The sequence below is a fragment of the Klenkia terrae genome (assembly GCF_900491935.1).
GTDB lineage: Bacteria > Actinomycetota > Actinomycetes > Mycobacteriales > Geodermatophilaceae > Klenkia > Klenkia terrae.
Map to the genome: position 1 here is coordinate 4,696,236 of NZ_UEXK01000004.1, position 24,605 is coordinate 4,720,840.

Genomic DNA, 24,605 nt, shown 5'->3' on the forward strand with positions numbered 1-24,605 from the left:
CGGGGAGTCCATCGTTGTCCGGCGGCTCCTGGCTCCGGCTACCGAGCAGAGCCTCATCCAGGCGGGCCTGCCGCGCCCGGCCAGGCCCGCTGGCCCAGGACGGCAGCATCGGCGTCAGCGCATGCCTGGACCGGCTCGCCGAGTCCCGTTGCTGTACCGGTTGCTGTACTCATGCGAGAGGCGAGCCGCCCGCATGGGACGACTCGCCTCTGACCTGCAACTTCTCTGTCGGGCTGACAGGATTTGAACCTGCGACCCCTTGACCCCCAGTCAAGTGCGCTACCAAGCTGCGCTACAGCCCGAGCTCGCGACGCCGTGGCGCCGGTGAGCTGCGTCGAGAAGGTTACCCGACGCCGATCAGCTCCCCCGGGGGTGGGTCACTTCGTGTAGAACTCCTTGGCCTTGGACTCGCGGACCTTCACCGAGACCTCGATCGGGCTGCCCTCGAAGCCCCACTTCTCCCGCAGCTTGCGCTCCAGGAACCGCCGGTAGCCGGCCTCGAGGAACCCGGTGGAGAACACCACGAACCGCGGCGGCCGGACGTCGGCCTGCGTGACGTACTTGATCTTCGGGGCCCGTCCGCTGCGCGGCGGCGGCGGGGTCTCCTGGACCAGGGCCCGCACGTAGTTGTTCAGCTCCGCCGTCGGCACCCGGAACTCCCACGACGCGAGCGCGCCGCGCAGGTGGTCGGCCAGCTTGGTCACGCCGCGACCCTTGAGCGCGGAGATGTTGACCCGGTGCGCCCACTGGATGCGGGCCAGGTCGCGCTCGATCTCCTTCTCCAGCTGGGCGTGGCGGTCCTCGTCGAGGGTGTCCCACTTGTTGATCGCGATGACCAGCGCCCGACCGGCCTCGATCACCTGGGTGATCACCCGCTGGTCCTGCTCGCTGATCACCTCGTCGGCAGCCAGCAGCACGATGGCCACCTCGGCGGCCTCGATCGCGGCCTCGGTGCGCAGGCTGGCGTAGTACTCGGTGCCGCTGGCCGTCCCCACCCGGCGGCGCAGCCCGGCGGTGTCGACGAACTTCCAGTCCTCGCCGTCCAGCCGGACGATCGAGTCGACCGGGTCCACGGTGGTGCCGGCGACGGAGTCGACGACCGAGCGCTCCTCCTTGGACAGCCGGTTGATCAGGCTCGACTTGCCCACGTTGGGCCGGCCCACCAGGGCCACCCGGCGTGGGCCGCCGACCTCGAGGGACTCCCGCGGCGCCTCGGGCATCGCGTCGAGCACCAGGTCCAGGAGGTCACCGGCGGAGCGCCCGTGCAGCGCGCTGACCGAGAACGGCTCCCCCAGGCCCAGCGACCACAGCTCGGCTGCACCGGCCTCGGCGCGCTCGTCGTCGACCTTGTTGGCCACCAGGATCACCGGCGTCTTCGACCGGCGCAGCACGCGCGCGGCGGCCAGGTCGGTCTCGGTGACCCCGACCTGGGCGTCGACGACCAGCACGATGACGTCGGCGGTCTTCATCGCGTACTCGGCCTGCCGGGCGATGGCCGCGGCCATGCCCGACGCCTTGGGCTCCCAGCCGCCGGTGTCGACGACGGTGAAGGTCTTGCCGTTCCACAGCGCCTCATAGGCGATCCGGTCGCGGGTCACCCCGGGGATGTCCTGCACGACGGCGGCGCGGCGGCCGATGAACCGGTTGACCAGGGTGGACTTGCCGACGTTCGGGCGGCCGACGACGGCCACCACGGGCAGCGGTCCGGTGGGTGTGGTGCTCACGTGTTCGCTCTCTCTCGGGCCAGCTCGACGATCGCGGCGATCGTCTGGTGCCGTTCCCAGTGGGTGCTGTCCACGGTGACCGCATCGGTCGCCGGGCGCAGCGGGGAGTCTGCTCGGGTGCTGTCGTGCTCGTCGCGGCGCCGCAGGTCCGCGGCGATGGCGGCGATCTTGGCCGGGTCGGTCACGCCCAGCTGGGCGGCCCGCCGCTGCGCCCGGGCCTCGGGCGCGGCTGTCAGGTAGACCTTGAGCGTGGCGTCGGGCAGGACGACGGTGCCGATGTCGCGGCCCTCGACGACCACGGCGGGGGCGCCGTCCACCAGCGAGCGCTGCGCGTCGACCAGCAGCCGGCGCACCGCCGGCACGGCCGACACCGGGGACACCGCGCGGGTGACCTCGGTGCCGCGGATCCGGTCGGTGACGTCGACGGCGTCCACGGTGACCTGCTCGGCGGCGGCGTCGGTGCCGATGCCGATGGCGGCCTCGCCGACCGCCCGGGTGATGCCGTCGGCGTCGTCCAGGTCGACCCCGGCGTCCAGCACGGCGACCGTGGCCGCCCGGTACATGGCGCCGGTGTCCAGGTAGGCGGCGCCCAGCTCGAGCGCGACGGCGCGGGCGACGCTGGACTTGCCGGTCCCCGACGGTCCGTCGAGCGTGACCTGGCCGCGGAAGCCCGTCACTGCGCGATGTCCTTGCGGAGGGCGACGGCGCCGCGGAGGTAGACGTGCGCCACCTCGGCACGGGGCCGGTCGGTGGCCACGTGCGCCATCAGCCGCAGCACCCGGGGCAGGGCATGCGGGACGGCCATCTCGGTGGCGCACATCAGCGGGACGTCGCCCAGCCCGAGCTCGCGGGCGGCCAGCGCGGGGAACTCGCTGACCAGGTCCGGCGTGGCGGTGAACAGGATGCTGATCAGGTCCTCCGACGTCAGACCGTTGCGGGTCATGACCTCGGCGACCAGCTCGCGGGTCGCGTCCAGCACCTGCTCGCGCTCGTCGGCGTCGACCTGCGTCGCGCCGCGGATGGCTCGGACGGCCACGGGCTCACTCCTGTCCTGTGCGGTCCCTCCCGGGACCTCGATCGGTGGTGTCGGGCGCTCGGTCAGAGGCCGACGAGCTCCTGCAGCTGGCCGACCTCGGCGCGGGTGAGCTTGCGGATGACTCCGGTGCGCATGCGCGCCAGCTCCAGCGTCCCGACCTTGGTGCGGGTCAGCCGGGAGACCGGCAGGCCGACCTCGGCGAGCAGGCGGCGGACGATGTGCTTGCGGCCCTCGTGCAGCACGACCTGGACGACGGACTGCCCGGCGTGCTGGTCCATGAGCTCGAAGTGGTCGACCTTGACCAGGCCGTCCTCCAGCTCGATGCCCTCGCGCATCCGGCGGTCCAGGTCGCGGGCGACCGTGCCCGACACCTGCGCCATGTAGGTCTTGGACACCTCGTAGGAGGGGTGCGCCAGCCGGTGGGCGAGCTCGCCGTCGGTGGTGAGGATCAGCAGACCCTCGGTGTCCTGGTCCAGCCGGCCCACGTGCACCAGGCCCTTGGCCAGGTCGCCGACCATGTCGCCGACGCACGGGCGGCCGCGGTCGTCGCTCATCGCGGTCAGCACGCCGAACGGCTTGTTGAGCGCATAGGTGACCCGGTCGTTGCGGATCTCGATCCGGACGCCGTCCACCGCGATCTGCACGGTGGCCGGGTCGACCCGCATGCCCTGGACGAGGACGACCTTGCCGTCGACGGTGATCCGGCCCTCGGCGATCATGTCCTCGCTGACCCGCCGCGAGCCGACGCCGGCCCGGGCCAGCACCTTCTGCAGCCGCTCGCCCTCGCCCTCGGCCACCGGGGTGGTCTCCCGGTCGCTCGGGTGCGCGGGGGCCAGCTCCATGTCCTCGGACCAGACGCCGTGCTCGTCCCCCTGGCGGGCGGCGGTCTCGTCGGCGGTGCCGTCGGCGGGCTCGTCGGTCGGGGGCGTGCTGTCGGTCATCGGTACCTCAATGCTTCGGATCAGGCTTGTGGTCGTTCGGCGATCACGGCGCGGGTCTCGGGCAGCAGCGGGCCGAGCTCGGGGAGCTCGTCCAGCCCGGTCAGGCCCAGCCGCTCCAGGAAGAGCGGGGTGGTGGCGTACAGCCCGCCACCGCTGTCGGGGTCGGTGCCGCACTCGTACACCAGTCCCCGGGAGGCCAGGGTACGCACCACCGCGTCCACGCCCACCCCGCGGATGGCCGAGACCCGCGCCCGGGTGACCGGCTGGCGGTAGGCGATGACCGCCAGCGTCTCCAGCGCCGCCTGGGTCAACCGGCTCCGCTGGCCCTCCAGCAGGTGCCGCTCGACCACCGCGGCGTGCTCCTCCCGGGTGTAGAGCCGCCACCCCTCCCCCACCCGGCGGAGCACGACGCCGGCCCGCCGATCGTCGTAGTCCCCGCCCAGCGCGGTCAGCGCGGAGCGCACCTGGCCGACCGTGCAGCGCAGCGCCTCGGCCAGCGTCACCTCGTCGACCGGGGAGTCCACGACGAACAGCAGCGCCTCCAGCCCACCGCGCAGCGCGACCGGGTCGGCGACGGGCTCCTCGTCGTCCGGCTCGTCCGCCGGCTCCGGCGCGGCCTCCTCGACCAGGACCTCGTCCAGCGGCCGCAGCGGGACGTCGTCCTCCTGGACCTCCGTGTGCCGGGTGGCCGGTTCTGGGTCCGCGGGCCATCCGACCGGCGTGAGCGGGGCCGGTGCGGGTGCGGGTGCGGGCACCGGGGGGTCGAAGGTCCGGGCCAGGGCGGCGGCGACGGCGTCCCAGTCCTTCGGCGCCGGCTCCTCGGCCGCGCCCTCGGCCTCCTCGACCGCGGCCAGCTCGGCGGCCAGCTGGTCCCAGGAGATGGGCCGGCGCGGCTCGTCGCTCACGCGTACTCCGCGGCCGCGGCCGCCACGGCGTCGTCGTCCTCGCCGGGGAGCCGGCCGTCGACGAGCTCGGGGCCGGTCCAGGAGACGGTGAGCTCGCCGAGCGGGGTCTCCTGGGCGACGTCGACCAGCTGCTGCCGGTAGAGCTCCAGCAGCACCAGGAACCGGGCCACCACCTCGAGGGTGTGCTGGCAGTCGGCGGTCAGCGAGGTGAAGGTGACCCGGCCGCGCTCGGCGACCCGGCGGCGCACGAGCAGCAGCTGCTGGCCGACGTCGACGGCCGAGGTGTGCAGGTGGGTGACGTCGACGGTGGGCGGGGGCTGGGGGGTGAGCGCCTGCCGGGCCAGGTCGGCGAACTGCTCGGGGGTGACGCCCAGCAGCACCTCGGGCAGCAGCGCCGCGAACCGCGGCTCCAGGGCCACCGCGCGGGGGAAGCGGCGGGCCGCCTCGGTCTCCCGCTCCCGCAGGAACCCGACCACCTGCTGGTAGGCCCGGTACTGCAGCAGCCGGGCGAACAGCAGGTCGCGGGCCTCGAGGACGGCGAGGTCGTCCTCGTCCTCCACCTCGGCAGCGGGCAGCAGCCGCGCCGCCTTGAGGTCCAGCAGGGTGGCGGCGACCAGCAAGAACTCCGACGCCTGGTCCAGGTCGAGCTCGTCGCCCAGGGAGTGCAGGTGGGCGATGAAGTCGTCGGTCACCTGGGACAGCGCGATCTCGGTGACGTCGAGCTGGTGCTTGCCGATCAGCTGCAGCAGCAGGTCGAAGGGCCCCTCGAAGTTCGTCAGCCGGACGCGGAACCGCCCGTCACCGGCATCGGCGACGGGCGGTTCGGCGAGGCTGGTCACCAGACAAGATTAGTTCCTGACCTGGCGGTTCGGCCCCGGTGCAGGGTCCCGCGGCGTGCGGAGCACGTCGTGGGGGGCACCGGGGTCCTTCTCCTACTTCTGCAGGTGCTTGACCAGGACGGAGTTCTCGCCGTGGGCGTCGAGGTCGGCCAGCAGGACGGCGATCGCCTCGCGGACGATCCGCCCCCGGTCGGCCACCACGCCGTGGTCGCCGCGCAGGGTGAGCCGCGCCGTCTCCAGGGCGAGGAGCTCCTCGGCCGAGCAGTAGACGGTGATCTTCTCCTCGTGCTTGACCCGGGTGCGCGCACGCGAGCTGTTGGGCAGCGAGCGCATGTTGGCCAGCTCGTCGCGGGACCCGGCGTCGCCGTGGATGAGCTGCAGCGACGTGGTCGGGACGGCGTCCTCGGCCGGCAGCACCGGCTCGGAGGACCGCCGCGAGGAGTTGCCGCGCAGCGACGGGCTGGCCGCGGCGGCCGCCAGCGAGGGCAGCTGCGAGACCGGGGCGGCGGACTCGGCGTCCGACGCGGCGTCGGTGCGCCGGAAGAACAGCTCGCTCGCGCCGGGGAGGACGGGACGACGGGTCACAGTGCGAGGACCTCCTTGGCCAGGTCGCGGTAGGCCTGCGCGCCGACCGACGTCGAGGCCCAGGTCGTGATCGGCTGCCCGGCGACGGTGGTCTCCGGGAACCGCACGGTGCGGGTGATCACGGTCTGGAACACGGTGTCCCCGAACGCCTCGACCACGCGGCTGAACACCTCGCGGGCGTGCACGGTCCGCGAGTCGTACATCGTGGCCAGGATGCCGTCGACCTCCAGGGAGGGGTTGAGCCGCTCCTTGACCTTGTCGATGGTGTCCACCAGCAGCGCGACGCCGCGGAGGGAGAAGAACTCGCACTCCAGCGGGATGATCACGCCCTGCGCGGCGGTCAGCGCGTTGACGGTCAGCAGACCCAGGCTGGGCTGGCAGTCGATGAGCACGTAGTCGTACTCCTGGCGCACCTCGGCCAGCACCCGCAGCAGCGACTGCTCACGGGCGACCTCGCTGACCAGCTGCACCTCGGCGGCGGACAGGTCGATGTTGGACGGCGCCAGGTCCAGCCCGCGCACGTGGCCGACGTTGCGCACGATGACGTCGCGCAGCGTGGTGTGCCGCTCCATGAGCGCGTTGTAGACGGTGCGCTCGAGCTGCTGGGACTGGATGCCCAGCCCGACCGACAGCGCGCCCTGCGGGTCCAGGTCGACCAGCAGCACCCGGCGGCCGTGCTCGACGAGCGCGGCCCCCAGGTTGATCGTGGACGTGGTCTTGCCGACCCCGCCCTTCTGGTTGCACATGGCCACGATGCGGGCGGGGCCGTGCCGGTCCAGCGGCTTGGGCGTGGGCAGCGGGCGCTGCCGGGCCTTGGCCGGGTCGACGCGTCCGGCCGGTACGCCCATCTCCACATCCGCCGCCTCCGCGCGCGGTCGCGCGGTCGCGGTCCTCGTCACGACGGGTGTCGCCATCCTCGGTGCCTCTTCCCTGGTCGAACATCCGGTCCTGGGGCGGTCCCGACCCCGGCGCTTCCCCGGCGCCGTGTCGACTTGTCGCCCTACGACCCATCCATCGGCAGTTGTCGCCGTGGGTGTGACCCCTTCCTGCACCGCCCGTCCCACGAGCGACAAGCACGTGGTCAGCGCAGTGCGCGGGGATGGCTCGTTGCGTAGACCTCGCGCAGCCGGTCGACCGTCACCAGCGTGTAGACCTGGGTCGTGGTCACCGAGGCGTGGCCGAGCAGTTCCTGCACGACCCGGACGTCGGCACCGCCGTCGAGCAGGTGCGTGGCGAACGAGTGCCGCAGCGTGTGCGGGGAGAGGTCGGCCAGGTCGGCCAGCCCGGCCCGCTCGGCCGCGGTCCGCAGGATCGCCCAGGCCGACTGCCGGGACAGCGGCCCGCCCCGGCTGTTGAGGAACAGCGCCCCGCGGACGGCGCGACCGGTGGCCAGCGCCGGCCGGGCCCGCACCAGGTAGTCCTGCACCGCCCGGACGGCGTAGCTGCCCACCGGGACCACCCGCTGCTTGCCGCCCTTGCCGGCCAGCCGGACCACCGAGGAACCGGCGTCCAGGTCGTCCACGGCCAGCCCCACGGCCTCGGAGATGCGGGCGCCGGTGCCATACAGCACCTCCAGCAGCGCCCGGTCCCGCAGCGGCCGCGGGCCCTCGCCGGAGCCGGCGGCGTCCAGCAGCGCCTCGACCTGCTCGACGGTGATCGCCTTGGGCAGCCGGCGCGCGGGGGTGGGCGGGCGCACCTCGGCCGCGACGTCGTCGGGGACCAGCCCGTCGAGCAGGGCGAACCGGTGCAGCCCGCGGACGGCGACCACCGCCCGCGCCGCCGAGGACGCCGACAGCGCCGGGTGCTCGTCGTCCCCACTGCGCAGCGCGACCAGGAACGCGGCGACGTCGGACTCCCCCACCTCGCCGAACCCGCGCACGCCGCCGGCCTCGAGGAAGTCGGCGTAGCGGCGCAGGTCCCGCCGGTAGGAGCTGATCGTGTTGGCCGCCAGCCCGCGCTCGACGGTCAGGTGGTCCAGGTAGCCGCCCACGACGCGCGCCACCGGCGGCCCGGGGGCACGCGCGGTCAGCGAGGTCATCGCCCCACTCCACCCGACCACCGGCGGGTCGTGCACCTGACACGCCGGGCCGGTCCTGGTGATCACCCGGTGCGAGCGGTCCACCACCCGCAGGATCGCCCCCATGCGCCTGTACGCCGACCGCCCGGTCCTCCGCACCCGCCAGCTCACCGCCGACCTGCTCCTGCTGGGCTGGGCGGTGCTGTGGGTGCTGGTCGCCCGGGTCGTGCACGCCGCCGTCCTCGTGCTGGCCGAGCCCGGCGTGCAGCTGGAGTCCCTGGGCCGCTCGATCGGCGAGACGATGGGCGACGCCGCGGGGGTGGCCGGCGACGTCCCGCTGGTCGGGGACGACCTGTCCTCGCCGTTCGAGGCCCTCGGCGAGACCGGGGACGGCGTGGCCGGCGCCGGCCAGGGGCTGCAGGACGCCGTGCACACCCTGGCCTGGGTGCTCGCCGTCGCGCTGGTGGTCATCCCGGTCGGCTGGGCCGTGGTCCGCTGGGCCGGCTGGCGGCTGGGCTGGGCCCGGGAGGCCGCCGCGGCCGACCGGCTGCGGACGCTGGACCCCGACCTCGAGCTGCTGGCCGCCCGGGCCGTGGCCACCGCCCCGCTGCCGGCGCTGGCCGGGCTGCCGGCCGGCACCGGTGCGGCCTGGCGGGCCGGGGAGCCGACCGCCGTCCGCGCGCTGGCCGACCTGGAGCTGCACAGGCTGGGCCTGCGCAGCTCCAGGTCAGAACGCGGTGTCGACCGCGCGCAGCTGCGGTGAGGCCGACCGGTGCGCGGCCGCGGCCAGGATGCCGATGACGGCCAGCGAGTTGCGCACCGTGCCGTCGAAGACCATCTGCAGCGCCCGGTCGAAGGGCACCCGCTCGACGGTCATGTCCAGCTCCTCGTGCTCCACGGTGAACCCCTCCGGCCGGTCCACCGGCGAGAGGCCCTGCGCCAGGTAGAGCCCGACCAGCTCGTCGCAGAACCCCGGGGTGGACAGCGAGGTGGTCAGCAGCTCCCACCGCTCCCCGGCCAGCCCGACCTCCTCGGCCAGCTCCCGCTTCGCGGTCTCCAGCGGCGGCTCGCCGTCGGCGTCCCGGAGCCCGGCCGGCAGCTCCCACAGGTGCTCGCCGATCGCGTGCCGGTACTGCTTGAGCATGACCACCGCGCCGTCGTCGTCCAGCGCCAGGACGCCGACCGCGCCGGGGTGGGTCACGATCTCGCGCACGGACGAGCCGCCCTCGGGCATGGCCACGGTGTCCTTGCGCAACGAGATCACCCGGCCGGTGTAGATCTCCTCGCTGGCGAGGACCTCGTACATCAGATCCCCATCTCGGTGTCGGCGGTGGGCACCGGGATCCGGCCGGACTCCTGCCGGTCGACCGCGGCCTTGACGAACGCGGCGAACAGCGGGTGCGGCCGGGTGGGCCGGCTCTTGAGCTCGGGGTGCGCCTGGGTGCCGACGTAGAACGGGTGCACGTCGGCGGGCAGCTCGACGAACTCCACCAGGGTGCCGTCGGGCGAGGTGCCGGAGATGACCAGGCCGGCCTCGGTGAGCCGGTCGCGGTACCGGTTGGCCACCTCGTAGCGGTGCCGGTGCCTCTCGGTGACCTCGGTGGACCCGTAGGCCGCCGCGGCGACCGAGCCCTTGGTCAGCGCGGCGGGGTAGCTGCCCAGCCGCATCGTGCCGCCGAGGTCGCCGCGGCCGCCGACGATGTCCACCTGGTCGGCCATCGTGGAGATGACGGCGTCCGGGGTCTCCTCGTCGAACTCCGCCGAGTTGGCGTCGGGGATCCCGGCCAGGTTGCGGGCGGTCTCGATGACCATGCACTGCAGGCCCAGGCACAGCCCGAGGGTGGGGATCCCGTTGGTACGGGTGTGCCGCAGCGCGCCGAGCTTGCCCTCGATGCCGCGCACGCCGAAGCCGCCGGGGACGCAGACGGCGTCCACGCCGGCCAGCGCGGTCGCGGCGCCCTCGGGGGTCTTGCACTCGTCGGAGGGCACCCAGCGGATCTGCACCCGGGTGCGGTGGGCGAACCCGCCCGCGCGCAGCGCCTCGGTGACCGAGAGGTAGGCGTCGGGCAGGTCGATGTACTTGCCGACCAGGCCGACGGTGACCGTGTGCTTGGGGTTGTGCACCCGCTCGAGCAGGTCGCCCCAGACGGTCCAGTCGACGTCCCGGAACGGCAGGCCCAGCCGGCGGACGACGTAGGCGTCCAGGCCCTCGGTGTGCAGCACCTTGGGGATGTCGTAGATCGAGGGGGCGTCGGCGCAGGAGATGACGCCCTCGGCCTCGACGTCGCACATCAGGCTGATCTTGCGCTTCATGCCGTCGGGGATCTCGCGGTCCGAGCGGCAGACCAGCGCGTCGGGCTGGATGCCGATGCTGCGCAGCGAGGCCACCGAGTGCTGGGTGGGCTTGGTCTTCAGCTCGCCGGAGGGGGCGATGTAGGGCACCAGCGAGATGTGCAGGAAGAAGCAGTTGTCCCGGCCGATCTCGTGCCGGACCTGGCGGGCCGCCTCGAGGAAGGGCAGCGACTCGATGTCGCCGACCGTGCCGCCGATCTCGGTGATCACCACGTCGACCGGGTCGCCGTCCCGGCCGGCGGCCTGCGCCCCGGCCAGCATCCGGGCCTTGATCTCGTTGGTGATGTGCGGGATGACCTGCACGGTGTCGCCGAGGTACTCCCCGCGGCGCTCCTTGGCGATCACGTCGGAGTAGACCTGGCCGGTGGTCACGTTGGCCCGGCCGGTCAGGTCGTTGTCCAGGAAGCGCTCGTAGTGCCCGATGTCCAGGTCGGTCTCGGCGCCGTCCTCGGTGACGAAGACCTCGCCGTGCTGGAACGGGTTCATCGTCCCCGGGTCCACGTTCAGGTAGGGGTCCAGCTTCTGCATCGTCACCCGCAGACCGCGGGCGGACAGCAGGGCCCCCAGCGAGCTCGCGGTCAGCCCCTTGCCCAGCGAGGAGACGACGCCACCGGTCACGAAGACGAACTTCGTCGGGGCTGAGTTGGCGAGCAGATTCCGAGGTTCAGTCAGTCGACCCACGGGCGCTCACGCTAACACGGTCACCGGAGGCCCCCGGACCGCCGACCGGCGCGGCGACCAGCCACACCAGCAGCGGCACCAGCAGGGTGGCCGACGTGGCCGGCACCGCGACCCCGGAGTCGTTCACCGCGGCGGACACCACCAGGCTCAGCGCCACCGCCAGCAGGCCGGCCCGCAGCACCGCCACCTGGTCGGCCGGCAGTCCCCCGGGCCGCCCGCGGAGCGGTCCGCCCGAGCGCAGCAGCCACAGCGCGGCGACCGCCGCGACCAGCAGCGTGTAGGCCAGCGGGCTGCCGAGCAGGATGCCGAGGTTGGCCTCGGCCTTGCGGCTGACCACCGTCCAGGCCTGGCCGTCCAGCAGCTGGGCGACGAACCGGCCGAGGTGGCTGCGCTCGGACGGCGGCCGGCTCCAGTCCAGCACCGCGACGGCGCCGACGGCGACCACGGCCACCCCGAGGACGACGACCAGCCGGCCGACGGTCACCCGGATGCCGCCCAGCAGCATCGCCAGCAGCAGGAAGCCGGGGACCGCGCCCAGCACGCCGCCGAAGTCCCGGCCCAGGCCCGGCGCGCCGACCAGCGCCACCACCGGGACGCCGACGGCCAGCACGGTCACCAGCGCCCGCCGCTCGCCGCGCCCCTCGGGTGCCCGGCGGGCCGCCCACCAGGCGGCGGCCGCGGCCAGCAGCAGCGCGGCCACCGGCATCAGCCCGAAGGTCAGGTTGCCGAACCCGGTGAACCGGCCGGCCACGATCGCGTCGTAGCCCAGCAGCCCGTCCAGCTCCAGGTGCGACCCGGTGAGCACGTCGACCACCGGCACCAGCGCGGTCACCCCCAGCACCACCAGGGCCGGACCCGTCCGGTGTCGCCGCCAGGGCCCGGCGCCGGCCACCAGGGCGACGACGAGGGTGGCGGCCAGCACCGTGCCGGCCAGCGCGGTGCGCGGCGACCCGCTGGCCTCCCAGGGCACCAGGGAGGCCAGGTAGGTCGCCACCGGCAGCGAGGCGGCCACCAGGCACACCGGGCGCAGGAACCGCCTCGCCCGGCGACGGGTGACCGGACCGGGCCGGTGCCGGGCCGCCCAGCGCCGGACCCGCTCGGGGGTGCGGCGGGGTGCCCGCCACCCACCGACGACCAGCAGGCCCAGGCCCACGACGACGGCCAGCGTCAGCACCAGCGCCCAGAAGAAGTCGCCGGTGCTGCGGTAGTGCACGACCGCGCGGCTGTTGGCGTCCTCCAGCTCGGCCACGGCGGCGGACAGCTCTGCGGGCCGGCCGTGGGCGGTGGACATGGGCTGGCCGTTCATCGACGCGGGCTGGTCCAGGCCCAGGGCGGCCAGCGCGGTCGGTGCGGCATCGATGAGCTGGACGAACGGTGCCCGGCCGGTGCTCGAGGAGGTGAGCCAGCCGCCGTCCAGACCCGGGCCGTGGGCCATCGCCACGTGCAGCTGGGGCCGGCCGTCGTTGACCTCGGAGACGCCCTCCAGCAGCAGCAGGGTGGGTCCGGGGAGCCGGTCCAGCACCGCGCGCAGCGCGGACAGCGAGGTGTCCACCGCGGCGAGCGCGGCGGGCCGGGACAGCGGGTCGGTGCCGGTGTCGGTCTCGTCGACGCCCGGGATGCCCGCGTCGACGAGGGGGTCCAGCGAGATCATCGACAGCGGGCAGTTCTCCAGCAGGTCGGCCGCGGCCGCCGGGTCGGCCGGCAGCTGGTCCAGCTGGGTCAGCAGCGTGTCCGCCCCCGCCGCGGCGACCGTGGCGGCCCGGCCGGCGGTGATGGCGCACCCGACGGTGTCGGCCAGCGCGGCCGGCTGGGCGCCGAACCGCACGGTGGACTCGTCGGCGGCGATGAGGGCGACCGCGGCCTGCGGGTCGGCCAGCCCGACCGCCGCGACCTGCTCCTGCAGCCCGCAGTAGGACAGCGTGGTGTCCTCCGGGACGGTGTCGAACAACCCGGGCGGGTCGGTCGCCGTCCCGGCGCCCTCGGTCTGGTCCTCGGGCAGCGGCACCGGCGGCAGCGGGTCCGCCCGGCCGGCCCACCGGGCCCGGTTGCCGGCCCCCAGCGTCGCCCAGCCGTCGAGCACGCAGGTCGTGGAGCGGGCGGCCCGCACCGACAGCGCGCCGATGGCGGACTCCCCGGCCAGCTGCCACAGCTCCGGGGTGCCGTCGGGGTCGAGGTCGGCCCAGGTCAGGCCGGGGACGCCGACGACGACCACCCGCTCGGCGGTGGCCTGCGGGTCGGTCGCCGCGGCCGGCGCGGTCAGTCCCGCCAGCACGGCGAGGACGGCGACCAGCCCCACCGCGGCCCGGCGCAGCGCCCTCACGCGGCCGGGCCGAGGAGCTCGCGGTAGACGGCGACCAGGGAGCGGGCCGTGGCGGCCTCGTCGGGCCAGGTGGCGGCCCGGGCGACACCGGCCGCGGCCAGCCGTCCCGCGCGCTCGGGGTCGGCGAGGACGGCCTGCACCGCGGCGGACAGCGCGGCGGCGTCGCCTGGCGGCACCAGCTCGGCGGCGTCGCCCACCAGCTCGGGGATCCCGCCCACCCGGGTGGCCACCAGCGGGGTGCCCGAGCGGAGTGCCTCCTGCGCGGTGAGCGACCGGGCCTCCCACCCCGAGGGCAGCACGCACACGTCGGCGGCGGCCAGCAGGTCGGCGATGTCGGTCCGCCGGCCCAGCAGCTGCACCGGCAGCTGCTCGGCGGCGATCCGGGCCGCCAGCTCGGCCCGCTGCGGGCCGTCCCCGGCGATCACCACGGACGGGCCCGAGGACCAGCCGGCCGCGGCGTCCAGCAGGGTGCCGTAGCCCTTCTGCGGGTGCAGCCGGCCCACGGCCACGACCAGCGGGCGGCCCTCGGGCACGCCGAGGTCGGCGCGGACGTCGGCGCGGGAGCGGGCCGCCGGGGGCAGCGGCGGGGCCGAGACCGGCGCGACCCGGACGTCGCGCGCCCCGGCCCGCCAGGCGTTCTCGGCCAGGTCGCCCGAGGCGGCCAGCACCAGGTCGGCGGACCGGATGGTGGCGGCCTCCACCCGGCCCAGCAGCGCCTGGCGGGGTCCGCCGCCGGGCTGCAGCGCGTTGTGCAGGGTCAGCACCAGCGGCGCGGCACCGCTGCCGACCCGGCGGGCCAGGGCGGCCACCAGGCCGGCCCGCAGCCCGTGCGCGTGCACCAGGTCGGCCCCGGCCGTGGCCCGGGCGAGCGCTGCGACGGCGCGCGGGTCGCCGGGCACCGCGGAGATCTGCACCGGGCGGAAGTCGGCGCCGGTGGTCGAGAAGCCGAAGAGCTCGTCGGTGGCGGCCGGCCCGCACACCCGGGTGGCCGCACCGGCCCGCAGCAGCGTGGGCAGCAGGGACCGCACGTGCGTGCCGACGCCCCCGGTGCTGGTGGCCAGCACCTGCGCGACCCGTCGTCCCTGCAGGTCCGCTGCGCTCACCGTGCCTCCTCCGCCGTCGTGGGTCCCGCCGTGGGTTCGTCCGTGGGCTCTGCCGTGGCCGCCGTCCCGTCGTCCGGTCCGCGCAGGCCGGCCACCGCCGCCAGCAGCGGTCCGCGTGCCAGCCCCATCATGACCGCCCCCGCCACGACCAGGACGACGACGCCGGCGAGGACACCGATGCCGATCGCGGCGAGCACCCCACCGGTGGGCACCGGGTCCGACCCCAGCGCCCGGGACACCGCCAGCCCGGCCGCACCGCCCAGCACGGCCGCCAGCACCGCGACCGAGCCCACCCGGGGCAGCCCGGCCAGTGCCCGGCCGCCGACCACCCGGGCGACCACCACCAGCAGTCCGGAACCGGCGACGGTCACCCCGATGGTGTGCCCGAGCGCCAGCGCGACCGCGCGGTCCTCGACCGGCAGCACCTCGGCCAGCACCAGGTCGGCGGCGACCGCGACCAGCCAGCCACCGGCCACGCAGGCCGTCGGCGACCGCCACGACCCGCGGGCGTAGAGCGCCCGGGTGAGCACCGCGACCAGGCCGTAGCCCAGCAGACCGGGCACGAAGGCCACGATCGTCGGGGCCAGCAGGGCCGCCGACCCCGCGTCCGCCGGGGAGGCCAGGTACACCCGGGCCATCGGTCCCGACACCGCCACCAGCCCGGCGGCGGCGACCGCGGACAGCGCCACCACCAGGACGACCACCGGGGCCAGCGCCCGCCGGAACCCTTCGTCGTCCCCGACGGCGGCCCGCTCGGTCAACCCGGGGTAGGCCGAGGTGGCCAGCGGGACGGCCAGCGCCGCCCACGGCAGCAGGAAGAGCGTCATGCCGGCGAAGTAGACGACCTGGGTGCCGTCGGGCACCGCACCCGCGTTGGCCAGCCGGATCGCGACCACGGCGACCAGCTGCTGGCCGGCGAGGGTGAGCACCCCGGCCAGCGCCAGCCGGCGGACCCGGGGTGCCGCGCCGACCGGGAACCGCAGCCGGGGCCGTAGGCCCAGGCCCAGCCCGCGCATCGGCAGCAGCAGGCAGCCGGCGAGGGCGACCACGCCCAGCGTGGTGCCGACCCCGAGCACCAGCTCGGCCGGCCGGGACAGGTCTGCGACGTCCCGGCCGCCGCCGATGCCGGCGAAGGTCAGGTAGGCCCCGGCGACGACGACCGAGGACAGCAGCGGGGCCAGGGCCGGGCCGGCGAACCGGCGGTGGGCCTGCAGCACGCCGGTCAGCACGATGCCGATGCCGTAGAGCACGACCTGGGGGGCGAACACGACCAGGAACCGGGCGGCGAGCTCGACCTTGGCCGGGTCCGCGGCGCCGTCGCCGAGCAGGGCGCCGGCGATCGGGCGGGCCAGCAGCGCCAGGGCGACCGCCAGCGGGGTGAGCACCAGCAGCGACCAGCCCAGCAGCGCCGAGGCGGTCTGCCGGACCTGCTCGCGGTCGCCCGCGGCGATCCCGCCGGCCAGCATCGGCACGACCAGGCTGGCCAGCGCCCCGCCGGCCACGACCTCGAAGACGATGTTGGGCACGTTGTTGGCGGCCAGGTAGGTGTCGCCGGTCGAGCCCGCGCCGACGGTGTTGGTGAACACCACGCTGCGGCCGAACCCGGCGACCCGGGACAGCACCGTGAGCACCGCGATCAGCGCCGCGGCGCCGGCCACCCCCCGGACGACCTGCTGGCGGGTCACCTCAGGGAGTGCGCCGGCCGAGCCGGTCGACCTCGCGCAGCACCGGGGTGGACTCGATGACCCGGGTGAAGCTGACCTTCTCGCTGGCCAGGGTCAGCCCGGTGATCAGCGCCAGCGCCGCCGTCCGGACCGCCCGGGAGCGCCCGGCCGCCAGCCGCAGACCGAGGACGGCGCCCAGGGCGTTGGCCCCGGCGTCGCCGAGCATGACCCGCTCGTCGAGGTCGGTCGGCAGGACGGCGAGGGAGGCACCGAGCGGGCCGGCCACCAGCGGCCCGGCCGGGCCGGCGAGCAGGCCGGCGGCCAGCAGCGACCCGGCCTTGGCCGCGCGGCCGGGGCGCAGGTCGAGCAGGTTCACCAGGTTCGCGGTGCCGGCCACCAGCCCGGTGGTGAGCACGCCGTCGACCACCGCCGTGGTCCCGCTCCCCCGCCGGGTCAGGACGGCGGCGGCGACGCCGGCGGCCCCGATGCCGGCGACCTTGACCGCACCGGCGGAGACCCGACCGGCGCGCAGCGCGGCCAGGTGGCCGGCCAGGCCCTTGTCCCGGGCCTGGTCGGGGCGGGCGCCGGCCAGGTCGTCGTACCCGCCGACCAGCCCAGAGACGGTGCCCACCAGGGCGGCCGCCGGTCCCCAGCCGGCCGGGGCGCCCGCGGCGGACGTCGCCGTCGCGGCGGCGGCGAGCACCGGTCCGCCGAGCAGGGTCAGGGGCCGCCCGGCGTAGTTGGTCCGCCGCCAGCGCGCGGCCGCGGGCCGGTCGGCGACGGCGAGCGCGCCGGCCAGCCCGGCCCGGGCCAGGACCGCCCCCGCGGCGGCGAGGGCGAGCCGGGAGGTCATCAGTTCCCGGCCCCGCTCGCGGCGGCGGCCGGGACCGGCGGGACCGGCTGGGCGTCGTCCCCGGTTCCGTACTTGCCCGAGGTGCCCTCGCCCTCGGCGGACAGGGCCAGCACCGTGCTGATCCGGCCCTCCGGGGCGTTGGCGTTGTCGACGGTGGAGACCCGGGTGGAGGCCTCGGTGTCCGCGCGGATGGTGCCGACCAGGCCGCCGTCGGCCGCGGCACCGGCGTCCCCGGACACCACGGCGCCCGAGCCCTGCTCGTCGAGGGCGACGACCAGCTGGACCAGGGTGGTGTTGCGGTCGACGGCGTCCTCGCCGGTCAGCGAGCCCGACGTCAGCACGACCGCGTAGTCCGCGGGCGCCACGCTCGAGCTGTCCTGGGTGAGCACGCCCAGGGTGGACAGGCCGCCGAGCACCTGGGCGGTCGCGGTGGTGGCGGGGGTCTCCTGCGGCTGGCCCTCGGCGGCCGGCGGGATCATCAGCACCTGGGCCAGCAGGCTGGCGACCAGCTCGCCGGTGTCCGCGGAGCCCTCGGGCAGCGTGACCCCGGGCGGCAGCGCGCCGGGGGTGGTCAGGTAGCCCTGCAGGCTCGAGGAGGTCTCGGGGTCGCTGTAGGCCGGGTTGAGCCGGAGGGTGCCGGTGACCGTCGCGCCGGCGTCGCCCAACAGCGACGTCACCTCGTCGACGGCGTCGGTGTCGACGTCCTCGTTGCCCACCAGCAGCAGCACCGACCGACCGGTCAGGGTGCCGGCGACCAGCGCCGGGCCGACCTCCTCGGCGAAGCCGCCGGTGGAGTCGAGCTGGGCCTGCAGGCCCTGGTTGGTGTCCTCCAGCGACCGCTTGTCCTCCTGGAGCCCGCTGACCTGGGTCTGCAGGTTGTCCAGCAGACCGCCGTTGAGCGCGGTCGTGCCGATCACGATGCCCAGCGCGACGGCGAGGAAGACCGCGATCAGGGAGACGAGGTGGTAGCGGAAGTCGATCACGAGAAGAGGTTCTCCAACCAGAACACGAGGCTTTCCCACTGGTCGACGAGCAGGTCGACGTAGATGCGGCCGGCCGTGGACACCGCGAGCGCGGCGCCGATCGAGACGAAGGCGGCCAGCACCAGCAGGACGAGGGCGAGGGTCGAGATGCGGCTGCGGTACAGCCGGGAGACGCCCTTGGCGTCCACCAGCTTGCCGCCCAGCCGCAGCCGGGTGAGGAAGGTCGAGGCCATGCCGCCGCGGCCCTTGTCCAGGAACTCGACCAGCGTGGCGTGGGTGCCGACGGCGACGATGAGCGTGGCGCCCTTCTCGTCGGCCAGCAGCATCGCGATGTCCTCGCTGGTGGCCGCGGCCGGGAAGGTGATCGCCTCGACGCCGAGGTCCAGCACGCGCTGCAGGCCCGGGGCGCGGCCGTCGGCGTAGGCGTGCACGACCACCTCGGCCCCGCAGCGCAGCACGGAGTCCGAGACGGAGTCCATGTCCCCGATGATCATGTCGGGCTGGTAGCCGGCCTCGATGAGCGCGTCGGCCCCGCCGTCGACCCCGATCAGCACCGGGCGGTAGTCCCGCACGTAGGACCGCAGCGCCGCCAGGTCCTCCTTGTAGTCGTAGCCCCGGACGACGATCAGCACGTGCCGGCCGTCGATCTCGGTCGTGACGTCGGGGACGCCGACGCCGTCGAGCAGGAGGGCCCGCTCGGTCTTCATGTACTCCATGGTGTTGGCGGCGAAGGCCTCCAACTGGGTGGACAGCCCGGCGCGGGCCTCGGTCATCGCCTCGGCGATGGTGGCCTCGGTCTGCTCGGTGCCGGTGGCCACCTCGACGTCGTCGACGTAGAGGGCGTTGCCCTCCAGCCGGGCGGTCGCGCCCTCCTTGACCGCGGCGAAGACCTCGCGGCCGACGCCGTCGACCAGCGGGATGCCGGCGGCGGCCAGGATGCCCGGGCCCAGGTTCGGGTAGCGCCCGGAGGTGCTGGCCGCGGCGTTGACCACGCCGGCGACCTTGCAGGAGACCAGGGAGTCCGCGCTGACCCGGTCGATGTCCACGTGGTCGATCACGGCGATGTCGCCGGGGCGCAGCCGCTTGGTCAGGTTCTTCGTGCGGCGGTCGAGCCGCACGGTCCCGGTGACGCCGGGGGCGGTCTCGGTGGCGCGCCCACGCCGCAGGGAGCCGATACGCATGGTCACGATCGTCGCACGACCCCCCGTGCAGGCCCCCTACCGACGCGCTCCCGGCCACCCCCGGGCGCCGGCGGGAGGGCATGCAACCGGTCACGCATCGTGAGCGACACCGCCGCCCGGAGACTCGCCGAGCGGGGTTGCGACGCCACGTCCGAGCCGGTTCGGCACGGCCTCTAGCGTGGCTCGGGTGACTGGTGGGGCCCGGGCAGGGCGAGCTGCAGCGACTGTCCGGACCGACCCCGCCGGCGACGGGCCCGGTGCAGCCACCGCAGACACCCGCCCCGAGGACGTCGTCGCCGAGCAGGCCCGGGCGCAGGCGCGCGCCGCCGCACCCGACGAGGTCGAGCAGGCCCTGACCGACAACCCGGTCACCCCCGCGGCCCCCGTCCAGGTCGCACCCGCGCCCGTGGCGTCCCAGCCCGCACGTAAGCGGAAGAAGGGCGTCAACCTGCGGGAGGTCCGCCGGCAGCAGACCCGCGAGGCGATCGTGGACGCCGCGGCCGCGCTGTTCGCCGAGCGCGGGTTCGACCACGTCAGCGTGCTGGAGATCGCCCAGCGGGCCGGCGTGGTGGAGAAGACGGTGTTCAACCACTTCCCGGTCAAGGAGGGCCTGGTCTTCGAGGCCGACCCGCCGATGCAGGCCGCGCTGCTGGACGCCGTCCGGCGCCGCCGGGCCGGCGAGTCGGTCGCCGCCGCGGCCGGCACCTTCATCGTCGCGGCGTGCAGCCGGCTCGGGGACCCGGCGGCCGCGCCGACGGTGGCCGAGATGGCCCGGGTCATCCGCGGGTCCCGGACGCTGCAGGTGCGCGAGCGGGAGATCCTCGGCCAGCTGACCGACGCCCTCGCCGAGCAGATCACCCTGGAGACCCGCGCCGCCCCCGGCGAGCTCGAGCCGTGGCTGGCCGCGCACTCGGTGCTGGGGCTGTACCAGTCGCTGCTGGAGATGGCCCGCGACCGCGTGCTGTCCCCCACCGACCCGCCCGGCGACCTGGTGGCCGAGCTGCGGGCCAGCGGCGAGCGCGGGCTGTCCCTGCTGCAGTTCGGCCTGGCCAGCTACTCGAAGCGCCGGGCCTAGCGCGCCTCGGCTGCGTTCTGCAGCAGCTCGCGGGCGTGGGCCTGGCCGGTGTCGCTGTCGGTGAGGCCGGACAGCATCCGGGCGAGCTCCCGGACCCGGTCCTCCCCCGTCACCGCGCGGATGTCGGTGGCGGTGACCCCGGCCCCCGCGTCGGCGTTCTTGTCCACGACGAGGTGGGTGTCGGCGAACGCGGCGACCTGGGCCAGGTGGGTGACCACCACGACCTGGTGCTCCACGGCCAGCCGGGCCAGCCGGCGGCCGATCTCGCCGGCCGCCTGCCCGCCGACCCCGGCGTCGACCTCGTCGAAGACCATGACCGGCACCGGGTCCGCGCCGGCGAAGACCACCTCGATGGCCAGCATCACCCGGGACAGCTCACCGCCGGAGGCGCCCTTGTGCACCGGGCGGGCCGGCGCGCCGGGGTGCGCAGCCAGCAGCAGGGCGACCTCGTCGGCACCCTCGGGGCCGGGGGCCTCCGGGTCGGTCTCCACCGAGAAGGACACCCGGGCGGCGGCCATGGCCAGCCCGGCGAGCTCGCGGCCCACGTCGGCGGCGAAGCCCTCGGCGGCGGCGGTGCGGCCCGCGGTGACCCGGGCCGACAGGTCGCGCAGCGCCTCGCGGGCGGCGTCGCGCTCGGCGGTCAGCTTCTCCAGGGCCTCGTCGGAGACGTCCAGGCGGTCCAGCCGCTCCTCGGCGTCCTGTGCCCAGGCCAGCACCCCGGCCACGCCGCTGCCGGCGTCGGCGTAGGCGCGCACCAGGGCGGTGATGGTGGCCCGGCGGTCGAGCACCTCGGCCAGGCGGGCCGGGTCGGCGTCCAGGTCGGCCACGTAGCCGGCGAGCTCGACCCCGACGTCGCCGACCACCGCGGCGACGTCGGCCAGCCGGCCGGCCAGGGCGCGGAGGTCGGGGTCGCCGGCGGCGGCCAGCGCCCGCTGGCCGGCCGACAGCGCCGTGACGGCGTCCTGCGGTGCGTCGTCGGACCCGCCCAGGTCGCCGGTGGTGTCCCCCACCAGCGCCAACCGGGCCTCGTCCGCGGCCGCGCGCAGCGCGTCGGCGTCGCCCAGCCGGGCCGCCTGCGCGTCGAGCTGGGTGTCCTCGTCGGGCAGCGGCGCGACCGCCGCGATCTCCTCCAGGCCGCGGCGCAGCACCTCGGCGGTCTGGGCCAGCTCGCGGGTCTGCGTCCGGCGGCGCTCCAGGTCCTCGGCCAGCTGCCGCCAGTGGGCATGGGCCTGCCGATGGGCCTCGACGAGCTCCAGCTGCGCGGCACCGGCGTAGCGGTCCAGCGCCCGGCGCTGCTCGGCCGGACGGGTCAGCCGCAGCTGGTCGGTCTGGCCGTGCACGGCCAGCAGGTCCTCGGCGAGCTCGGCGACCACGCCGACCGGCACGCTGCGGCCGCCCAGGTGCGCCCGGGAGCGGCCCTCGGCGCTCACCGTGCGGGCGAGGATGAGGGTGCCGTCCTCGTCGGGCTCGGCGCCGGCGTCCGCGGCCCGGGCCCAGACCGGCGAGTCGGCGGGCAGCGAGAGGCGCCCCTCCACCCCGGCCCGGCCGTTGGCCCGCACCCGGCCCGGGTCGGCCCGCCCGCCGAACAGCAGGGTCAACCCGGTCACGACCATGGTCTTGCCGGCGCCGGTCTCCCCGGTGACGACCGTCAACCCGGGGTCGAGGTCGAGGGTCACGTCGTCGATGGCGCCCAGGCCGTGGATGTGCAGCTCGGTCAGCGCACCGTTGCGGACCGGCCCCGGGGACGACGGCTTGGGTGCGCGCTCGGGCTCACGCCTGGCCACCGGGCACCTCTCCCCCGGGGCCGTCGGCGGTGTCGTCGCGCAGCAGGACGTTGCGGGAGCGCGGCAGCTCCTGGCCCGGGCCGACGTGCCCGCGGGCGCCGCGGAAGCCGCGCACGGGCAGCCCGAACTTGGCCACCAGCCGGTCGCCGAAGCTGCGCGGGTGCACCCGGGCGATCCGCACCGGGCGGTCCGAGCGGCGCACGTCGACCCGGCCGCCGAGCGGGATCTCCACGGTGCGGCGGCCGTCGGCCGAGACGCGGGCGCGGGTGCCGTCGGCCGGCACGCCGATGGTCAACACGGACTCCGGGGAGGTGACCAGCGGGCGGGCGAAGAGCGCATGGGCGTTGGTGGGCACCAGCAGCAGCGCCTCGACGTCGGGCCAGACCACCGGTCCGCCGGCGGAGAACGCATAGGCCGTCGACCCGGTGGGGGTGGCGGCCAGGACGCCGTCGCAGCCGAAGCTCGTCAGCGGGCGGCCGTCGATGGCGATGACCACGTCGAGCACCCGCGAGCGCTCCACCTTCTCCACCGAGGCCTCGTTGAGCGCCCAGGTGCCCCCGGTGCGCACGCCGTCGGCGTCGAACACGTCGACCTGGAGCGTGAGCCGCTCCTCGACCGAGTACTCGCACTGCTCGATGGCCGAGAGGGTCTCCTCGACCGTCTCGGGCTCGGTCTCGGCCAGGAAGCCGACCTTGCCCAGGTTGACGCCGGTGAGCGCGGCGTCGGTGGCCCGGGCCAGCTCGGCGGCGCGCAGGAAGGTGCCGTCGCCGCCCATCACGATGACCACCTCGGCACCCTCGGCCGCGGTCGGCCCGAAGGGGACCACCTCGGCGCCCTCGATGGCGAGGTCGACCGCCTCGTCCTCCAGCAGGCGCACGACCAGGCCGGCCTCGCTCAGCCGCCGGGCCGAGGCCTGGGCGAGGGCGATGATGTCGGCGCGGCCGGTGTGCACCGCGAGGAGCACCCGCCGGACGCCGTCGGCCGGGGTGCAGGCGCTGGTCTCGGGGGGCTGGCTGACGGTCACTGGGGGCCTTCCTGGACTGCTCGGGCGATGGCGTCGGGGTCGGGCGGCGGGGCGGCGGCCCGCAGGTGGAGGAAGAACTCCACGTTGCCCGCCGGTCCTGGCAGCGGGCTGGCCACGACCCCGGCGGTGCCCCACCCCAGGTCGTGAGCGGCCCGGGCGACGGCGGTGACCGCGTCGGCCCGGTGGCCGAGATCGCGGACCACGCCACCGGTGCCCAGCCGTTCCCGGCCGACCTCGAACTGCGGCTTGACCATCGGCAGCAGGTCGCCGTCGGGACGGGTGCAGGCCAGCAGGGCGGGGAGCACCAGCCGCAGCGAGATGAAGGACAGGTCGGCGACCACCAGGTCGACCGGGCCGCCGATCGCCTCGGGGGTCAGCGTGCGGACGTTGGTCCGCTCGTGCACCGCGACCCGGTCGTCGGTGCGCAGCGACCAGGCCAGCTCGCCGTACCCGACGTCGACGGCGACCACCTCGCGGGCGCCCCGGGACAGGCAGACCTCGGTGAACCCGCCGGTGGAGGCGCCGGCGTCGAGCACCCGCCGTCCGGCGACGTCGACGCCCAGGCCGTCCAGGGCGCCGATCAGCTTGTGCGCGCCGCGGGACACCCAGGACGGCTCGTCCGGGTCGGTGCGGACGACGACCGGGGTGCCGGCCTCGACGCCGGTGGCGGGCTTGGTCGCGGCCTGGCCCGCGACGGTGACCCGGCCCTGCGCGATGAGGGCCTGGGCGTGCTCGCGGGAGCGGGCCAGCGACCGGCGGACCAGCTCGGCGTCGAGCCGGGCTCGGCGGGCCATCAGCGCGGCCGGCCGGGGGCGCGGACGGTCACAGCTGGTCGATCGTGGCGAGCAGCCGGTGCAGGCGGTCGTGCTCGTCGGCCAGGACGGCGGCGTGCCCGGACACCGGCAGGTCGCGCAGCGCGGCCGTCAGCGCGGACCCGCCGTCGAGCGCCGGAGCGGGTGCGGCCGGGGCGGCGTCGGGACGCAGCCAGCCGCCCGGGCGCGCTGGGCCGGGCTGCGGTGCCACCGGGGTGCTCACGCGTGCTGCCTCCTCCCGCCGTCGGGTGCTGCCGGTCGACCGGCGGACGTCTGCGAGGTTACCGGCCGCGACCGACGGCGCAGGTCGCCGCAGGGGCCACCGGTAGCGTGCCGGGCGATCCCGCCGTCGGCGGGCCCGACCCCCTGGAGGCGACGGCACGTGGCCACGCTCGAGCAGTGCATGACCGCCCTGGAGGGCTTCGTCGGCGACCTCGCCGCCAATCCCGCGCTCAGCGGGCTGGACCGCACGGTGTCCTGCCGGATCACCGACCTGTCGCAGGTCGTGCAGGGCCGGCTGGCCAACGGCAGCGCGCAGGACATGACCGCGGTGCCCGACGGACCGGCCGTCCCCAAGGCCGACATCCGGATCACCACCTCCAGCGACGACCTGCTGGCCCTCACCGACGGCTCGCTGTCCTTCGGGTCGGCCTGGGCCTCGGGCCGGGTCAAGCTCGAGGCCGGGCTGCGCGACATGCTGCGGCTGCGCTCCCTGCTCTGACCCGG

The 24,605-nt window shown here is 75.6% G+C and carries 24 protein-coding genes and 1 tRNA gene; 3 read left to right on the plus strand and 22 right to left on the minus strand.

All coding sequences use genetic code 11. From position 1 onward, the window contains the following. Positions 1 to 228: 228 nt before the first annotated feature. The 10 genes from LFA75_RS23295 to xerD form a co-directional block, all read right to left on the minus strand. Positions 229 to 302: transfer RNA gene (locus LFA75_RS23295), tRNA-Pro, on the minus strand. Between the two features lie 75 nt (positions 303 to 377). Further along, positions 378 to 1,724, minus strand: a complete 1,347-nt coding sequence (gene der / locus LFA75_RS23300; protein WP_225235953.1) for a ribosome biogenesis GTPase Der — start codon at positions 1,722 to 1,724, stop codon at positions 378 to 380. Further along, positions 1,721 to 2,401 (minus strand): (d)CMP kinase, encoded by a 681-nt coding sequence (gene cmk, locus LFA75_RS23305; RefSeq protein ID WP_225235954.1) that lies wholly within the window; start codon positions 2,399 to 2,401, stop codon positions 1,721 to 1,723. Before cmk ends, der begins: the two co-directional genes overlap by 4 nt. Next, positions 2,398 to 2,760, minus strand: coding sequence for a chorismate mutase (aroH, locus tag LFA75_RS23310; RefSeq protein WP_225235955.1), 363 nt, complete (start codon positions 2,758 to 2,760; stop codon positions 2,398 to 2,400). The genes cmk and aroH overlap by 4 nt, the downstream gene beginning before the upstream one ends. Positions 2,761 to 2,822: 62 nt before the next feature. Continuing rightward, entirely contained in the window at positions 2,823 to 3,701 is an 879-nt protein-coding gene (locus tag LFA75_RS23315) for a pseudouridine synthase (protein ID WP_225235956.1), read from the minus strand. Between the two features lie 20 nt (positions 3,702 to 3,721). Beyond that, positions 3,722 to 4,606, minus strand: a complete 885-nt coding sequence (scpB, locus tag LFA75_RS23320; protein WP_225235957.1) for an SMC-Scp complex subunit ScpB — start codon at positions 4,604 to 4,606, stop codon at positions 3,722 to 3,724. Continuing rightward, on the minus strand, positions 4,603 to 5,445 hold the full coding sequence (locus tag LFA75_RS23325; protein WP_225235958.1) for a segregation and condensation protein A: 843 nt from the start codon (positions 5,443 to 5,445) through the stop codon (positions 4,603 to 4,605). The genes scpB and LFA75_RS23325 overlap by 4 nt, the downstream gene beginning before the upstream one ends. A 93-nt stretch (positions 5,446 to 5,538) precedes the next feature. Further along, positions 5,539 to 6,030, minus strand: a complete 492-nt coding sequence (locus tag LFA75_RS23330) for a hypothetical protein (RefSeq protein ID WP_225235959.1) — start codon at positions 6,028 to 6,030, stop codon at positions 5,539 to 5,541. After that, on the minus strand, positions 6,027 to 6,944 hold the full coding sequence (locus tag LFA75_RS23335; RefSeq protein WP_263639413.1) for a ParA family protein: 918 nt from the start codon (positions 6,942 to 6,944) through the stop codon (positions 6,027 to 6,029). Before LFA75_RS23335 ends, LFA75_RS23330 begins: the two co-directional genes overlap by 4 nt. 167 nt (positions 6,945 to 7,111) lie before the next feature. Continuing rightward, a complete protein-coding gene (gene xerD, locus LFA75_RS23340) occupies positions 7,112 to 8,068 on the minus strand; it encodes a site-specific tyrosine recombinase XerD (RefSeq protein WP_225235960.1) in 957 nt (318 codons plus the stop codon). 103 nt (positions 8,069 to 8,171) lie between these two features. Here xerD and LFA75_RS23345 point away from each other — a divergent pair, with 103 nt between their 5' ends. Continuing rightward, positions 8,172 to 8,810, plus strand: coding sequence for a hypothetical protein (locus tag LFA75_RS23345; protein ID WP_225235961.1), 639 nt, complete (start codon positions 8,172 to 8,174; stop codon positions 8,808 to 8,810). Here LFA75_RS23345 and LFA75_RS23350 read toward each other — a convergent pair. From LFA75_RS23350 to steA, 8 genes are read right to left on the minus strand one after another with little or no spacing between them, the layout of a single operon-like run. Further along, a complete protein-coding gene (locus LFA75_RS23350; protein ID WP_225235962.1) occupies positions 8,775 to 9,353 on the minus strand; it encodes an NUDIX domain-containing protein in 579 nt (192 codons plus the stop codon). The genes LFA75_RS23345 and LFA75_RS23350 overlap by 36 nt on opposite strands. Beyond that, a complete protein-coding gene (locus LFA75_RS23355) occupies positions 9,353 to 11,080 on the minus strand; it encodes a CTP synthase (RefSeq protein ID WP_263639414.1) in 1,728 nt (575 codons plus the stop codon). Before LFA75_RS23355 ends, LFA75_RS23350 begins: the two co-directional genes overlap by 1 nt. Next, positions 11,064 to 13,400: a hypothetical protein gene (locus LFA75_RS23360; RefSeq protein ID WP_225235963.1), complete on the minus strand. Its 2,337-nt coding sequence runs from the start codon at positions 13,398 to 13,400 to the stop codon at positions 11,064 to 11,066. The genes LFA75_RS23355 and LFA75_RS23360 overlap by 17 nt, the downstream gene beginning before the upstream one ends. Then, entirely contained in the window at positions 13,397 to 14,503 is a 1,107-nt protein-coding gene (locus LFA75_RS23365; protein ID WP_225236121.1) for a glycosyltransferase family 4 protein, read from the minus strand. The genes LFA75_RS23360 and LFA75_RS23365 overlap by 4 nt, the downstream gene beginning before the upstream one ends. Next, complete coding sequence (gene murJ / locus LFA75_RS23370; protein WP_263639415.1) at positions 14,500 to 16,188, minus strand: murein biosynthesis integral membrane protein MurJ; 1,689 nt, start codon at positions 16,186 to 16,188, stop codon at positions 14,500 to 14,502. Before murJ ends, LFA75_RS23365 begins: the two co-directional genes overlap by 4 nt. 1 nt (position 16,189) lies before the next feature. Then, positions 16,190 to 17,020, minus strand: coding sequence for a hypothetical protein (locus LFA75_RS23375; RefSeq protein WP_225235964.1), 831 nt, complete (start codon positions 17,018 to 17,020; stop codon positions 16,190 to 16,192). Beyond that, positions 17,020 to 18,003, minus strand: a complete 984-nt coding sequence (locus tag LFA75_RS23380) for a copper transporter (protein ID WP_225235965.1) — start codon at positions 18,001 to 18,003, stop codon at positions 17,020 to 17,022. Before LFA75_RS23380 ends, LFA75_RS23375 begins: the two co-directional genes overlap by 1 nt. Then, the gene (steA, locus tag LFA75_RS23385; protein WP_225235966.1) at positions 18,000 to 19,184 is read right to left on the minus strand and encodes a putative cytokinetic ring protein SteA; all 1,185 of its coding nucleotides are present in this window, start codon (positions 19,182 to 19,184) and stop codon (positions 18,000 to 18,002) included. Before steA ends, LFA75_RS23380 begins: the two co-directional genes overlap by 4 nt. Positions 19,185 to 19,371: 187 nt before the next feature. Here steA and LFA75_RS23390 point away from each other — a divergent pair, with 187 nt between their 5' ends. After that, positions 19,372 to 20,259 carry a TetR/AcrR family transcriptional regulator gene (locus tag LFA75_RS23390; RefSeq protein WP_225235967.1) on the plus strand — a complete coding sequence of 296 codons (888 nt, stop codon included), beginning with the start codon at positions 19,372 to 19,374 and terminating at the stop codon, positions 20,257 to 20,259. Here LFA75_RS23390 and recN read toward each other — a convergent pair. From recN to LFA75_RS23410, 4 genes are read right to left on the minus strand one after another with little or no spacing between them, the layout of a single operon-like run. Next, positions 20,256 to 22,043, minus strand: coding sequence for a DNA repair protein RecN (gene recN / locus LFA75_RS23395; RefSeq protein WP_225235968.1), 1,788 nt, complete (start codon positions 22,041 to 22,043; stop codon positions 20,256 to 20,258). The two genes, LFA75_RS23390 and recN, sit on opposite strands and share 4 nt — an antisense overlap. Continuing rightward, entirely contained in the window at positions 22,030 to 23,067 is a 1,038-nt protein-coding gene (locus tag LFA75_RS23400) for an NAD kinase (RefSeq protein WP_225235969.1), read from the minus strand. Before LFA75_RS23400 ends, recN begins: the two co-directional genes overlap by 14 nt. Continuing rightward, the gene (locus LFA75_RS23405; protein WP_225235970.1) at positions 23,064 to 23,861 is read right to left on the minus strand and encodes a TlyA family RNA methyltransferase; all 798 of its coding nucleotides are present in this window, start codon (positions 23,859 to 23,861) and stop codon (positions 23,064 to 23,066) included. The genes LFA75_RS23400 and LFA75_RS23405 overlap by 4 nt, the downstream gene beginning before the upstream one ends. A gap of 28 nt (positions 23,862 to 23,889) precedes the next feature. Further along, a complete protein-coding gene (locus LFA75_RS23410; RefSeq protein WP_225235971.1) occupies positions 23,890 to 24,102 on the minus strand; it encodes a hypothetical protein in 213 nt (70 codons plus the stop codon). Positions 24,103 to 24,282: 180 nt separating this feature from the next. On the opposite strand from LFA75_RS23410, the gene LFA75_RS23415 reads away from it, so the two are divergent. Next, positions 24,283 to 24,600 (plus strand): SCP2 sterol-binding domain-containing protein, encoded by a 318-nt coding sequence (locus LFA75_RS23415; RefSeq protein WP_225235972.1) that lies wholly within the window; start codon positions 24,283 to 24,285, stop codon positions 24,598 to 24,600. Positions 24,601 to 24,605 lie beyond the last annotated feature (5 nt).